Consider the following 12,266-nt stretch of genomic DNA (forward strand, 5'->3'; position numbering starts at 1 on the left):
AGATTAGAATGGATCAGAATCAGTTAAAAAAGGCGGCCGCGGAATACGCCGTCCGCTTCGTCGAAGATGGCATGAACCTTGGCTTAGGGACTGGCTCCACTGTAACTTACATGGTCGCCGCTTTAGCGAAACGGGCTCAAGATGAGAATATGGAGCTCACCTGCGTGACCACCAGTTCCAGGACAAAACGCCAGGCCGAGGGCTTGGGGTTACGCGTCGTTGAACTGAACGAGGTTGACAGGCTTGATTTGACAATTGATGGTGCAGATGAGATTGACGCAAACTATCAGGGTATCAAAGGGGGCGGTGCGGCGCACACAATGGAGAAGATCGTCGCAACCGCTAGCGACCAAGTTATCTGGATCGTCGATGAGAGTAAGATGGTGGAAACCTTGGGTAAGTTCCCGTTACCCGTGGAGGTCTTTGATTACGGGCTAACCCAGATCACAGAGCGGTTAGCTGAGCAGGGTTTAAACCCCGTTCTGAGACTAGATGAGAACAAAGAACCAGTCAGGACTCACTTCAAGAATCTGGTACTCGATCTAAATGTTGGCCAGATAGCTGACCCGCACGCGTTAGCTGATCAGCTGGATCATGAAGTTGGCCTGGTCGAACACGGCCTGTTCTTAGATATGGTTAATAAGGTGATTGTTGGCACACCTGATGGACCAAAGCTGATTGATCACATTCGGTAAAATTAAGTCTAAATCCATCAAATTAAGCCTAGGTTAATTATTAATTAGACCTAGGCTTTTTTTTGCGGTAGGATAGAAACTGTACATTTAAGAATTTGGAGGATTTACAAATGACCAAGGAAATAACTAACGCTACAATCAAGTCTTTTTCCGAAAAGCTAAGTAACAAACCCGGCGCAGATGTTGTTAAGAGAACCATCATGAAGAACGGTATCCTCGCATCAAGCCAAAATATGGATTCACAAATTGCCATGGATCAAACTTTCTCAGTTGAGATTGATACAGGTGATGTTGCCAACCAGAAGCAATCTGGTCGTTGCTGGATGTTTGCCGCATTGAATACAATGAGACACCCACTCCAAGCAAACTTTAAACTCAAGGGTTTTGAACTATCCCAAAACTACATAAACTTCTGGGATAAGTTCGAGAAATCGAACTGGTTCTACGAAAATATTATTAACACAGCCGCACTCCCATTAGGTGACCGCAAGGTGGACTTCTTGTTAACAACACCACAACAAGACGGTGGCCAATGGGACATGCTTGTGGCCCTCATCCAAAAATATGGTTTGGTGCCTAAGAGTGTGATGCCTGAAACATACAGCAGTTCGAAATCAAACGAATTGAACAGCCAATTAAACCTGAAGTTAAGAAAAGATGCAATTACGCTGCGTAAGTTAGTCAACGATGGTAACGACGAAACAGTGGTCGAAGCCAAGAAAGATGAGCTACTTGAGGAAGTATACCGCATGCTGGTGTTCACCCTAGGTACCCCTCCTACTAAGTTTGACTTCGAGTACCGTGATGATGACAAGGAATATCACCGCTATGCAGATTTAACACCACAATCCTTCTTTCAGAAGTTTGTGGGTTGGAATTTAGATGACTACGTGTCAATCATCAACTCACCACAAAGCGACAAACCATTTAATCACACTTACACCGTTGAATTTCTGGGTAACGTCGTTAACGGTCGTCAAGTTAAGCACTTGAACCTCGAGGTTGAGGAATTGAAACGTCTTGCTGTGACACAACTTCAGGCTGGAGAAACTGTTTGGTTTGGTTCAGACGTGGGTCAATCCTCAGAACGGCAACTAGGAATCATGGATACCGAGTACTACAAGAAAGACGAGCTGTTTGATGTCGACTTCAGCATGACAAAGGCAGAACGCCTAGATTACGCTGAAAGCTTGATGACACACGCCATGGTAATCACAGGTGTTGACCTCGTTAATGGCAAACCAACTAAGTGGAAGGTTGAAAATAGCTGGGGCGACAAGGTTGGTAAGAAAGGTTACTTCGTCATGAGTGACGAATGGTTCTCACAATTTGTCTACCAAGTAGTAATCAACAAGCAATTCTTAGCCGATGCTGAAAAGACTACTTATGAAACAGAAGAGCCTAAGGTGCTCGCACCTTGGGATCCAATGGGTGCATTGGCGCTTTAATCATCATTAAAAATAGTTACGGAAAAATGACCTGTACCTGCACTAGGCCCTGTCAAGTTGACCAATGAAATAATATAAAGTTGAATCTGTCTCTATGCGGCTTCACTCCAGTATTCATCTGGGGTGAGGCCGTTTCTTTGTGCTGAGCGGTTGTGGTGATTGAAATATTCGATTCCTTCCTCAACCAGTCTTACAAGCTCTTCGCAAGTCTTTGCTAGTGGATGGCGAGCCATCCACCGTAACTTGAATTCGTTCCACCAGCGCTCCATCGGTGCGTTGTCGTATGGTGTTCCTGGTCGAGGCATGCTACGTGTGACGTTGTTACGACCAAGAAAGTTGTTGAAGGCACCAGAGGTGTAGGCTGATCCTCGATCAGTGTGAACCAATGGGTGGACGTCGCCAGAAGACTCAAAGGCTCGTTGGAAAACCTCGATTTCTGCTGCTGACGTTTCAGTAGCGCTCAAATTGTAGGACAACAAACGTCGGCCGTAGAGATTAAGGACGCCACTCAGGCGCACCTTATACTTATTATTTACGCCGTAAGTCAGTTCCGTTGAATCGGACAACCAGACCTGATTAGGACTGTCGACGTCGAAGTTCTGATTGAGCACATTGTCTTGAATGTGCTGTTCGTTCTCCTTATGTCGACTGTGCTTCTTGACCCGAATTTGACATGTCAAGCTGAGCTCCCGCATCACACGACGTACCATCTTGAAAGTAACGGGGAAGTCAATTAGGTCATCATGTTGAAGATTCACTAAAGGAATCATACAAATTCTTTTTAATCTCGTCAGGTTCATTGACAGAATCTTCAAACAATTCTTGAATATCAACTTGCCAAGGATCAGCAAGCATTTCATCAATGGGCTTTAATACTTTCTTTTCGTCCATCTGAGTTACTCCTAACATTAGCTAATTATTTCAGGTTTAAATTAAAGGCATCTTTTTATAGTTAGTTATTCAAAGATTGTGATTAAGTTTAGAAAGAAAAACGGTGTAAAGCAATTAAAAGGATTTGTTTGAGCGCAGCGAAATCTAATACAATTTTTGGGGTATCGAAACACGTCAAAGTTAGTTGACGTGTAAGTGCGCATTGAACTAAAAAAACCTTTTATTTTAATGATCAAGTTAGCTATTTTTTAGCGTCATTAAACGGAATGAAATGAGTTTAATGCGCACTTACACACCACTCAATTTTTGGGCGTGATTTGTGCTTAAAATGTGTACCAGAAGTTGCCGGTGGCAACAACTTAACTAACCGCCCTTTGGTTGGTATAAACACAAAAAGGTTTAGTGAATAATCACTAAACCTTTTTGTGTTGTCAGAGTGTATTGATAAGTATAGATATATTCTATGGGTTATGGGTTACAACTAATCTATCATGGGCTGGTTAAAGCGAACTTAATTAGACCCTAATAGATTATTTGAGTTAACTGTAAAGTGGCTGGTAAATAAAAAGCTAGTTATTGCCCCAATTTGGATCGATAACTAGCTTTTTATTGTTGTTGATATAGCGAATTGCTAAGAATATTTTGTGAAGATAAGGTAATTGTACCGCCAAATATCCAAATAGATAGTATTATTTTTGACCTGTTTGCGAGTAATTGGTCTAATTGTGAAAAAGCCTGAAACTGACGTTTGTGAAACGCCGTTTCGGGCTTTTTTGGAGTTTGTGAATTGGGGTTGCTGCACAAAGGTCTGGAAACCGCGCCACAACAGGCAATTAGGATAATTCAACGTTATGTCTACTCCCTTTGGTATAGGAATTATGCTAATAGTATTTTCTTTAAATATTCTACGGTTAGCACATTATATTTATCTCTATGAATCATTCTGTGACAGTTAGAACATAAAGGAACTAAGTCATTTCTAGGATCTATATTTATTTCGGTATTGTTTAAATAGAGTGGGTTTTTATGGTGAATTTCAATAAATTCATGCCCTAGAGTGCCATACTTTTTTTCAAAATTAAATCCACAAACCTTACAATTTAAGCCGTGGATTAGAATGGCGGCCTGTCTGTTTTTGGTACTTCGCTCATAACGAGTACTATACACCTTTGTTTTTTTACCCTCTGTTACTAAAATACTTGTTAGTTCGGAGTAATCACGAATCAAAAAGTCTAAAACGTTTGCTATATCGTCATCTAGCCTTCTTAGAGACTGGATATTACCTTTTAATCCTAATTCATGAAGATCTTTTAATGAAATACATGTATCTATATTTTCAATCAGACGAAGTGTTAACCAAGGACCCTTGCTAGAAAAATCTATACCTGATGTACTATATTTTGAATCATCAATATGATACGAATAAATATCCCTGCCAATAACCTGTGTTTTTAATATAATTCTTTGAGTAGGTTTTGATTCATAGATATATATTATATCTCCTATAGAAACACTCTTGTTATTGTGCTGAACCCAGTGAATGGTATGTAAATCATTAAATGCATTTTTGGCATCGTATGTATTTGGATTTGAAGGTAATATAAATGTACTCATGTAATATCCACGCTTTCTATAAATATTCAATAATTAATTTTACAATCTACCTTGCGAAAACATAATCGCATACATGGTCAGGGTAGCATTATAATAATCGTGCTTGGTCATTGCTTTAGCAAAAATCCACTGTTCATGAAAAAACAATGAATCGTACCCTTGATTGAGATACCAACTGGTCGCCATTAGCAAGGGCGCACTAAAACTTGCGGACTGATAGTCATTGAGTGGTTTGCCGCTCATAGTATATCCTGCTGTGACAGTAGGATGCTTGGCAAAAAAGTGCAACATTGAAGTCAATGTTTTTTGTGCTAATGGGTCATGACTTTGGGCTAACAGCATAGGAACTCTACAGGCATTATAGTAGTAATCATTGGCGTATTTATTGGTAATATGTGCACCCTTTACAGAGCTTGCATTATGTTGAGTTACCCATGAAAAATCAGGAACTAAGCCTGATTTGTGCTGTTTGCTTAATTGAAACAGTCGGTTAAGCATCTTAGTTTTAATAACTAACCATTGACGATTGTGTGAAAAATCATAAAATTGTTCAAATGCCGTGGGCATTACATCAGAACTACGCATTAAATTGGCTGAATTAGACTCAGGAGTTGCCCAGTTACCAACTGTTAACACCTGAGTATGTTGGTTTGTTTGGATTTAGGTCAAGAATCTGGACACATTTTATGTATAATTTAAGCGACTAATTTTTCCTTTTCATTTGGAGTTAAATAATCAATGCTACTGTGAATTCGAGCACTGTTATAAAAGCTCTCAATGTAGCTGAATATTGCAGCATTTGCTTCTTAAAAATCCTGATAATGGTGTTGGTAAACCTCTTCTTTTTTCAAACTGGCGTGAAATGATTCCAAACATGAATTGTCATAGGGACAGCCACGCTTGCTATAAGAATGGCGAATATGGTGTTGCGCTAAGATCTGTTCAAAGCCAGCACTGCGGTACTGGCTACCCAGATCGGTATGCACAATTAAGTTATTAGTCGTCTTTCTAGTTTCAAAGGCTTGTTGAAAAGTGCTGATCACAAGATCAGCAGTCATATGACGGCTGATCTTATGGGCAATGATTTTACGTGAATATAAATCCTGAATGCTTGATAAATAACACCAGCCATTGGCTTTGGTGTGAATATAAGTTATGTCTGCACACCACTTTTGATTTGGACTGGTTGTACGAAAATCTTGCGCGAGTATATTTGAATAATCAGTCGCATCAATATCATTAGTTTGTTGATAATGCCACTTCTTGCGCGTGATTGATTTTAACCCCATTTGGCGCATTAATCGTTGAACTAGCTTAATACTGGCAGTCTTACCTTCTTTTTGTAATGCTTTTAGAATTTTAGGTGCCCCGTAGATACGTCTAGAATTAAAGTAAATGCGTTTAATCGACTGGCTAAGTGTCTTACGACGCTTGGCTTGTGGCGATACATGATTCTGCTGATGTTCATAGTAAGTTGAGCGTGGAACTGAGAGTACTTTACAGGTTTCTTTGATACTATGGTGCTTCAAATTAATATCAACGGCTGTCTGCCAGTCATCTGGGTTTACTTTTTGGCGAATATGGTTAAGGCTTTTTTTAAGATGTCATTCTCAATTTCTAGCTGTTTCAAACGTTTTTGCAACGCTAAAACATCTGATTTGGAAATTCCACTTCCTTTGTCTTCTTTATATAGATTAATCCATTTGTAAATAGTTACATTTGATACACCATATTCGTCTGTAAGATCAGCTACCGGGGCGCCATCCTGGTACAGCTTGACAATCATTTTTCTAAAATCTACTGAGTACTTTTTCTTGGTCATAAAAACACAATCCTTCCTATTATGGAATTATACTAAATCGTGTCCATGATTTCATACTACCTTCATAGGCCTTTATGCGTACCAGCTTTAGCTACTGTTTTGGTTAAAGCTGGTACGACCTCACTTATTCTTGCTATAACATTTGAATCCTTAATTTCATAAAGCTTTCTTTCATCAAGTGTTCTTTCAGAAATTAGATCTAATGTGATAGGAATTTCAAATGGTTTGTCATCTTCCACCGTAAGACTAGGTGAAATCGATATATTTTGTTGTTCATCGTTATTGCAATTCATATTTTTTAATTTTGATTTTTTTAGTACAAGATATATTATGATAATTACAAATAATATAAAAGTAAAAAACAAAAAACTTTTCATTAAACATCCCTCAATTCACTTGGTATCTAAATCATTATACCCTTTTAAATGCTAACAATAATATTTGTAGTTTATTAAATTTATTGTTAGTAGACTATTATCCAAAATCAATTTGATCGAGCATAGTTTCTCGACTGGCTTGATCTAGACCAAGATAGGTTAAGGTCATGGCTTCGCTTGAATGGTTTAATAAATGCATGACTAACCCAATATTATAGTTTGATTGCGTATAAACACGATACGCACCTATTTTACGCATGGTATGCGTTCCTAGATAGTTAATTCCTAGAAGATCACCAACTCGTGCCATAATCTTATAAAACTGTTTCTCCGTGATATGACGGTCAGGGTGTTGAATGGAAGGAAAGAGCCACTCAGAGGCTAGTCTATGATCAAGTAGCCATTGACGGTACAATAAGAGCTCTGTTTGAACTGGTTTAAGATACAAGGTATTCGGTTTACCAGTTTTTCGATCGTGAATGAACGCATTTTGTTTAATAGAACCGTCCGGATTAAAAATATCGGTTTGTTTTAAGCGCATGACATCACTCACTCGCAGTAGCGTAGCTTTGCCAACTTGAAAAACTGTATAGTTACGCCGGCCAGCTTTAAAGTTGTTGAGTGAGGTATCTTGCACCTCTTTGAGAACGTTTGAATCTTTGATGGGTAAGACAACTTGTTGCATAAGCTGTTAGTTCCTTTACTTTAAAATTAATTTAGTTGCAGAAAACCTAAAAATCGAATATTATAATGTAGTACGATGGTAAACTTAAAGGAGGCGGATTAGAATGAGTAATACTATTATTAAAAACAAGACAATTTCAACTCGTGTAACACCTGACATTAGTGAACGGGCTAAAGCTAATCTAGCAAAACAAGGGCTAACCGTTTCTGAGTATATACGCTTATCGTTAGTTAAAGCGGCCAATAATGAAGTTCGATTAGTCAGCTTTTTAGATTCTCCGGAAGCCTTAGCCGCTAAAAAAGAAGCAGAAACAGGGCAGGTCAAAAACATTGGTTCATTGACTGACTTTGAAGATTGGATCGATAAGTTAGATGCAAATTAAACAGACCAAATCTTTTGAACGTGAATTAAAAAAACTAGTCAAAAAACATTTTCCAATAACTGTCTTGAAACCTTGTTTAAAAGCAATTGTTGAACAAGATGTACTTGTTTTGAAACAGATTAAAGATCATGCATTAAAAGGAAATTGGCGTGGCTATCGTGAATTTCACCCTGCCAGATATGGAAACTATGGTAAAAATTATGACAACTGGATTGTTATTTATCAGCTAGATCATGATGAATTGATTTTGTTATTGGTTGCAACTGGCTCCCATGAAATCTTGAATCAATAGCTATAGTTTAGGGGCACTTATAAAAAAATAAATTAAAATAGCCCCCAACATCTAAATTATAGATATTGGGGTCTATTTTTTCGATGTTTTCGAGGGGCGATTTGTTAAAAATGGACCCTAATATTAATTTAAATGTTTCTGAAGTCGTATAAAAGATCAGATAGTGTCTGGTTTTTTTGTATGAAATTTAGTAAATACTTTCTAGTTATTATAAATTGTTCACCGGAACCTCTAACTTTAGTTGCTAATAGTTGCTCTTGATCAGGATTTGGTTCTGGGCCTGTTATTTGAAAACTATGGATTATTCGGTCACGCTGCTCTACAAGTTCTGAAAACAGACTAATTATATTTTCTGGAATAACATCGGAATATTGTTCTTTCATAACTTTATGCAGAATATTCCCTGAAGTTCGATCAATTAATTCCCACCAGTTGTGTTGATCACCACTTATTTTAAGTATATTTTCTATAATAAAAGCATTGTTGGAGTTAAAAACACTTATAGCAGAACCAAGAAGCTCCCTATAATCATCATTCGGTAATGACTGTCTTGTATATTTTTCGTACATTATGTTTCACCTCTTTTAACATCTAATATAGAAACGTAAATGATATAATGATTAAGTCGTTCGTCACCCTTGTCATGCGGAGAGGGGGTGAAAGCCATGTACGATTTAATCGACAACATATCTCAACTTGGCAATGCACTTATTATCGTGTGGTTTACGTGGTGGCTAAACAACCGTAAACATTGATATTAGTGTAATCGAACGACTCTAACTACGCAAAAAGCCTTCAGCAACTTAGGGCCTTGCTGAAGGCTTTTGTGTTTGTCATGTGCCATGCACTCGACAACATATCTCTAAGATTATTATATCATGCTTTAGATTAATTACTACTATTGGGTCTATTTGATAGTTATGGACCCTCGATAGTTTAGACTAAAGTATAAAAATAAGGAAGATGGCTAAAAGAAAACAACAAAAACAAGTCCCATAAATTGATATAAGTCGATTTTTTTTATCCTTGTTTGAAACTTTTAAATCAGAATCGTATTTAATTTGCTTTTTTTTGAGCAGTTTGGTCTTTAAAAGTTCCACAAAAAAAGTAAGGGATATCGCAAAAAAACCAATAGAGTCTGTAAGTCCAAGCATTGATAAATTATGGTCCATAATTGTAGCATATACACCAATTGTAAGACTAATCAATGCTATTGCTCCAAATACATTACGAAGTTTATCTATTCTTTTAAAAGTATGATAGTGTTTTCCGTATAAGATTGGTAAGTTACCATGTTCAATAACAAATGCTTCACGTCTTCTTATCTTCTTTGTGCTGTAAATATAAAGAAATAGAAAAAATAGTGTCACTAAGAGTAATAAATAAATAAAAGTAACCATGTAAAATCTTCTTTCATTATTTGAGTAGATATCTTTTTATAATTTTCCCATAAGATCAATAAAAAGCAAGGTTTCTATAGAAACCTTGCTTTTTATTTTTATACAGTTATTGCTAATACGCCCACTAATAAAATAGTAGCACTAAGTGCAAAAGCAAATGATGTCTCTGGTTCAGGAACTTTAGGAATTGCCTCTAACGCAGACGACAAGAGCGAAGATTTATACTTTTCAAGACTTATTGCAAAGTTTGCTGCATTCTTAGTTGCGTTGACTAAATTATCTAGATTGTTATTATATTTTTTAACATCTGTGGCTGTAACACCAACTGGGACAGAGGAACCAGTATATTTATGCATATGAATTTTTAGAGTTACGGCATACCCCAGGTCATAGGTGGTATTATCTGACCCTTTGTGTTTAATTGAAGATTCAAGTCGTAAAGTGAGGACATGTTCACCAGCACTAATATTGCTGGTTGTTGTAAGGGTCTAAACTTTCTGGTATTGGTGAAAGCCAATGCCAGTTTTTTATTGTCTTCTTTTGGGCATACAAAAAGGACCTCACAGTCCAATGTTATGATTTAAGCAACCAAACCAAATCGTACAAAGGAGATACTGTGATGCCCCAATTAAATTCTATCTTAAATCTTCTAAATATAACAGACACAAATATCGACATCTTAAATTCAAATGACAAAGTGATATTCCGTGGCAGTCAAAAGCTCCATATCAAGGTCATCGAAGGAAGATTATCGTATCGCTTGAAGAAATGTCCTAATTGCGGGTTCGATTGCTTAATCAAGAACGGAGCTAGAGAAACCAATGTCCGCTTAGGCAGCCTCAACGGTTCCGAATATCATTTGAAACTCTGGAAGCAGCGCTATTTGTGTAGATCATGTAAAACGACTTGTGGAGCACACACTAACCTGGTAGAAAAGAATCAATCAATGTCTCGTCAAATAGATCAACTGATCATACTTTTGGCAAAACAATCCTTTACCTTCAAATCCATCGCTATGATGCTGGGGATATCTGCTAGCACAGTCGCCAGAAAGATATATGGCAGACTTCAATTACCTAAAAGAGCACGTTTACTACCAAAGAATATCTGCATCGATGAGTTCAGGTCTGCCAATCATTTGTTTTCTTTTATAGCTTGCGATGCAGACTCTCACCAAATGATCACCCTTTTGCCCAATCGTCTTTCGATGAAGATAATCGAACACTTTAAAAGAGAGTATTCATTATCTGAGAGACAACAAGTCGAATCAGTCTCGATAGACCTGAATGCCAATTATCAAGGTGTCATAAGAAGATTATTCCCAAACGCAAAGATAATCGTTGATAGATTCCATATCGTTCAACTGGTCGGAAGAGCGCTGGATAAAGCACGTTTGTCTGTACTGAATAGTCTCAGTGACAAAAAGTCTCGTGAATACAAAGCTCTTAAAAGCCAATGGCGGATGTTCCACTTATTTGATGATGAATTGGATCAAGCCAACATTAGATATATCTTTGGTATCAACGAGTATATGACTCAACAGAATCTTGTAGACATTGGTCTTGATGCCGATCCAGTATTCAAAGATGTATACCAGACTTACCAGAACGTTCTACGTTCAATAAAATCTAAGGACCCTGAATTGCTTAAGCAAACATTGCAAGAATATAAAAACAATGGGAGCTCAATGGATACTGCTATAACCACTTTTAAGAACAACTACAAATATCTAGTCAACAGCTGCGAATTGCCATATTCCAATGGTCCTCTTGAAGGATTGATTGTAAAGATCAAAAAGCTTAAACATAACTGCTATGGGTTCTGCAATCTCCATAACTTCTTTGTGAGGATCAGATTTTAGGCCTCATCTCAAGATGTTTGAGGGCGATCCGTTAGGGTACAATCTAACGGATCAATTTTTGAAAGTTTATCAGTTAGTAATCATTGAGCCACAAGCTGTAGCCATGTTGTCAATATCGCCGTCCCAATCATTAACAGCATCTTGCTGAGAATCCAGCGTTTCTCTCCTGCAGTATTCTCTACTGGAGAAATATTAGACAGAGGAAAAACCAACAATTTTTTGTGCCGAAATTCTAGCATCATCTGCACAATGGTTAAGATAACAAACAAGACAATTGATGTCCACAAAATCATTACACGGACACTATCGTCCAAAGAAATTATCAGAAAATCGTTTATTGAATAGACTATCCAGCCACCTAAGAAAAACACCAATGATAAAATCTTTGTTGTGCTTTCCAATTTGACTAATTGGTTCACCTTCTTAAATAAAGTTGGATTTTCACCCAGATATTTAGCTACTTCTATATAGGCTTCACTACGCTTTTGATGCGAAGCTTGTCGCCGTACCAATATTGTCAAAAAAAGAGAACTTAATAACACTGTGAATCCAAGCACACCAAGCATTAATTGTAACAACCCCAATTAATCGCCTCCTTAAAAGCTAAGCAGCAATGAATGTCGCTGGTAATAGTTTAGCAGTCGTTCCAACAAGCGTAGCCGCTACTTCTGGAGCCATAATAATTGTTGCTATTAATACAACAGCTCCTGCCGCCAAAATCAACCCAATGACGACAAGACTAGTTATCTTGGTTTTTATCACAGCTACTCCCCCATAATTTTTATGAATATTAAACGAC

The 12,266-nt window shown here is 37.6% G+C and carries 17 protein-coding genes and 2 pseudogenes; 5 read left to right on the top strand and 14 right to left on the bottom strand.

The window, feature by feature from the left end:
• Positions 1-8 precede the first annotated feature (8 nt).
• Entirely contained in the window at positions 9-695 is a 687-nt protein-coding gene (gene rpiA, locus FC62_RS06095) for a ribose-5-phosphate isomerase RpiA (RefSeq protein ID WP_056946529.1), read from the top strand.
• A 110-nt stretch (positions 696-805) separates the two neighbouring features.
• Positions 806-2,143 carry a C1 family peptidase gene (locus tag FC62_RS06100; protein WP_054745468.1) on the top strand — a complete coding sequence of 446 codons (1,338 nt, stop codon included), beginning with the start codon at positions 806-808 and terminating at the stop codon, positions 2,141-2,143.
• Between the two features lie 92 nt (positions 2,144-2,235).
• Here the strand turns inward: FC62_RS06100 and FC62_RS06105 are convergent, their stop codons facing one another.
• The 9 genes and pseudogenes from FC62_RS06105 to FC62_RS06135 all read right to left on the bottom strand — a co-directional run bounded on the left by FC62_RS06105 (position 2,236) and on the right by FC62_RS06135 (position 7,532).
• On the bottom strand, positions 2,236-2,913 hold the full coding sequence (locus FC62_RS06105) for a DDE-type integrase/transposase/recombinase (RefSeq protein ID WP_082611571.1): 678 nt from the start codon (positions 2,911-2,913) through the stop codon (positions 2,236-2,238).
• Entirely contained in the window at positions 2,885-3,034 is a 150-nt protein-coding gene (locus FC62_RS08130; RefSeq protein WP_162254394.1) for a hypothetical protein, read from the bottom strand. The genes FC62_RS06105 and FC62_RS08130 overlap by 29 nt, the downstream gene beginning before the upstream one ends.
• A gap of 876 nt (positions 3,035-3,910) precedes the next feature.
• Positions 3,911-4,648 carry an HNH endonuclease gene (locus FC62_RS06110; RefSeq protein ID WP_056946531.1) on the bottom strand — a complete coding sequence of 246 codons (738 nt, stop codon included), beginning with the start codon at positions 4,646-4,648 and terminating at the stop codon, positions 3,911-3,913.
• A gap of 39 nt (positions 4,649-4,687) precedes the next feature.
• On the bottom strand, positions 4,688-5,284 hold the full coding sequence (locus FC62_RS06115; RefSeq protein ID WP_075362778.1) for a glycosyl hydrolase family 8: 597 nt from the start codon (positions 5,282-5,284) through the stop codon (positions 4,688-4,690).
• Between the two features lie 59 nt (positions 5,285-5,343).
• Positions 5,344-5,445: pseudogene (locus tag FC62_RS08535) on the bottom strand (hypothetical protein); the annotation flags it as partial.
• A 9-nt stretch (positions 5,446-5,454) separates the two neighbouring features.
• Positions 5,455-6,228, bottom strand: a complete 774-nt coding sequence (locus FC62_RS06120) for an IS3 family transposase (RefSeq protein WP_141322582.1) — start codon at positions 6,226-6,228, stop codon at positions 5,455-5,457.
• Entirely contained in the window at positions 6,213-6,470 is a 258-nt protein-coding gene (locus FC62_RS06125) for a transposase (protein WP_056946535.1), read from the bottom strand. The genes FC62_RS06120 and FC62_RS06125 overlap by 16 nt, the downstream gene beginning before the upstream one ends.
• Before the next feature lie 62 nt (positions 6,471-6,532).
• On the bottom strand, positions 6,533-6,847 hold the full coding sequence (locus FC62_RS06130; RefSeq protein WP_056946537.1) for a hypothetical protein: 315 nt from the start codon (positions 6,845-6,847) through the stop codon (positions 6,533-6,535).
• Positions 6,848-6,944: 97 nt separating this feature from the next.
• Positions 6,945-7,532 carry a site-specific integrase gene (locus FC62_RS06135; RefSeq protein ID WP_054745453.1) on the bottom strand — a complete coding sequence of 196 codons (588 nt, stop codon included), beginning with the start codon at positions 7,530-7,532 and terminating at the stop codon, positions 6,945-6,947.
• 103 nt (positions 7,533-7,635) lie between these two features.
• Between FC62_RS06135 and FC62_RS06140 the strand changes: the two genes are divergently transcribed.
• Complete coding sequence (locus FC62_RS06140; RefSeq protein WP_003625288.1) at positions 7,636-7,914, top strand: plasmid mobilization protein; 279 nt, start codon at positions 7,636-7,638, stop codon at positions 7,912-7,914.
• Positions 7,904-8,206 carry a type II toxin-antitoxin system YafQ family toxin gene (locus FC62_RS06145; protein ID WP_003572735.1) on the top strand — a complete coding sequence of 101 codons (303 nt, stop codon included), beginning with the start codon at positions 7,904-7,906 and terminating at the stop codon, positions 8,204-8,206. Before FC62_RS06140 ends, FC62_RS06145 begins: the two co-directional genes overlap by 11 nt.
• Positions 8,207-8,334: 128 nt before the next feature.
• On the opposite strand, the gene FC62_RS06150 is transcribed toward FC62_RS06145, so the two are convergent.
• From FC62_RS06150 to FC62_RS06160, 3 genes are all read right to left on the bottom strand, one after another.
• A complete protein-coding gene (locus FC62_RS06150) occupies positions 8,335-8,775 on the bottom strand; it encodes a hypothetical protein (RefSeq protein ID WP_027821369.1) in 441 nt (146 codons plus the stop codon).
• A gap of 372 nt (positions 8,776-9,147) precedes the next feature.
• The gene (locus FC62_RS06155) at positions 9,148-9,606 is read right to left on the bottom strand and encodes a hypothetical protein (protein WP_056946539.1); all 459 of its coding nucleotides are present in this window, start codon (positions 9,604-9,606) and stop codon (positions 9,148-9,150) included.
• A 98-nt stretch (positions 9,607-9,704) separates the two neighbouring features.
• Positions 9,705-9,962: a hypothetical protein gene (locus FC62_RS06160; RefSeq protein ID WP_056946541.1), complete on the bottom strand. Its 258-nt coding sequence runs from the start codon at positions 9,960-9,962 to the stop codon at positions 9,705-9,707.
• 263 nt (positions 9,963-10,225) lie between these two features.
• On the opposite strand from FC62_RS06160, the gene FC62_RS06165 reads away from it, so the two are divergent.
• Positions 10,226-11,467, top strand: coding sequence for an ISL3 family transposase (locus FC62_RS06165; protein WP_054745449.1), 1,242 nt, complete (start codon positions 10,226-10,228; stop codon positions 11,465-11,467).
• Between the two features lie 80 nt (positions 11,468-11,547).
• Here FC62_RS06165 and FC62_RS06170 read toward each other — a convergent pair whose 3' ends face one another.
• Positions 11,548-12,051, bottom strand: a complete 504-nt coding sequence (locus tag FC62_RS06170) for a hypothetical protein (protein WP_056946543.1) — start codon at positions 12,049-12,051, stop codon at positions 11,548-11,550.
• A 19-nt stretch (positions 12,052-12,070) separates the two neighbouring features.
• Positions 12,071-12,266 (bottom strand): annotated as a pseudogene (locus FC62_RS06175) (hypothetical protein); the annotation flags it as partial.

The organism is Amylolactobacillus amylotrophicus DSM 20534 (assembly GCF_001434555.1).
In the GTDB taxonomy this organism is placed as follows: domain Bacteria; phylum Bacillota; class Bacilli; order Lactobacillales; family Lactobacillaceae; genus Amylolactobacillus; species Amylolactobacillus amylophilus.

Excerpts from the sequence above, each read along its gene's own strand:
- FC62_RS06150 (WP_027821369.1), bottom strand. The coding sequence starts at position 8,775 with ATGTACGAAAAATATACAAGACAGTCATTACCGAATGATGATTATAGG.
- FC62_RS06165 (WP_054745449.1), top strand. The coding sequence starts at position 10,226 with ATGCCCCAATTAAATTCTATCTTAAATCTTCTAAATATAACAGACACA.
- rpiA (WP_056946529.1), top strand. The coding sequence starts at position 9 with ATGGATCAGAATCAGTTAAAAAAGGCGGCCGCGGAATACGCCGTCCGC.
- FC62_RS06100 (WP_054745468.1), top strand. The coding sequence starts at position 806 with ATGACCAAGGAAATAACTAACGCTACAATCAAGTCTTTTTCCGAAAAG.
- FC62_RS06125 (WP_056946535.1), bottom strand. The coding sequence starts at position 6,470 with ATGACCAAGAAAAAGTACTCAGTAGATTTTAGAAAAATGATTGTCAAG.
- FC62_RS08130 (WP_162254394.1), bottom strand. The coding sequence starts at position 3,034 with ATGGACGAAAAGAAAGTATTAAAGCCCATTGATGAAATGCTTGCTGAT.
- FC62_RS06160 (WP_056946541.1), bottom strand. The coding sequence starts at position 9,962 with ATGCATAAATATACTGGTTCCTCTGTCCCAGTTGGTGTTACAGCCACA.
- FC62_RS06145 (WP_003572735.1), top strand. The coding sequence starts at position 7,904 with ATGCAAATTAAACAGACCAAATCTTTTGAACGTGAATTAAAAAAACTA.
- FC62_RS06155 (WP_056946539.1), bottom strand. The coding sequence starts at position 9,606 with ATGGTTACTTTTATTTATTTATTACTCTTAGTGACACTATTTTTTCTA.
- FC62_RS06110 (WP_056946531.1), bottom strand. The coding sequence starts at position 4,648 with ATGAGTACATTTATATTACCTTCAAATCCAAATACATACGATGCCAAA.
- FC62_RS06105 (WP_082611571.1), bottom strand. The coding sequence starts at position 2,913 with ATGATTCCTTTAGTGAATCTTCAACATGATGACCTAATTGACTTCCCC.
- FC62_RS06140 (WP_003625288.1), top strand. The coding sequence starts at position 7,636 with ATGAGTAATACTATTATTAAAAACAAGACAATTTCAACTCGTGTAACA.
- FC62_RS06135 (WP_054745453.1), bottom strand. The coding sequence starts at position 7,532 with ATGCAACAAGTTGTCTTACCCATCAAAGATTCAAACGTTCTCAAAGAG.
- FC62_RS06130 (WP_056946537.1), bottom strand. The coding sequence starts at position 6,847 with ATGAAAAGTTTTTTGTTTTTTACTTTTATATTATTTGTAATTATCATA.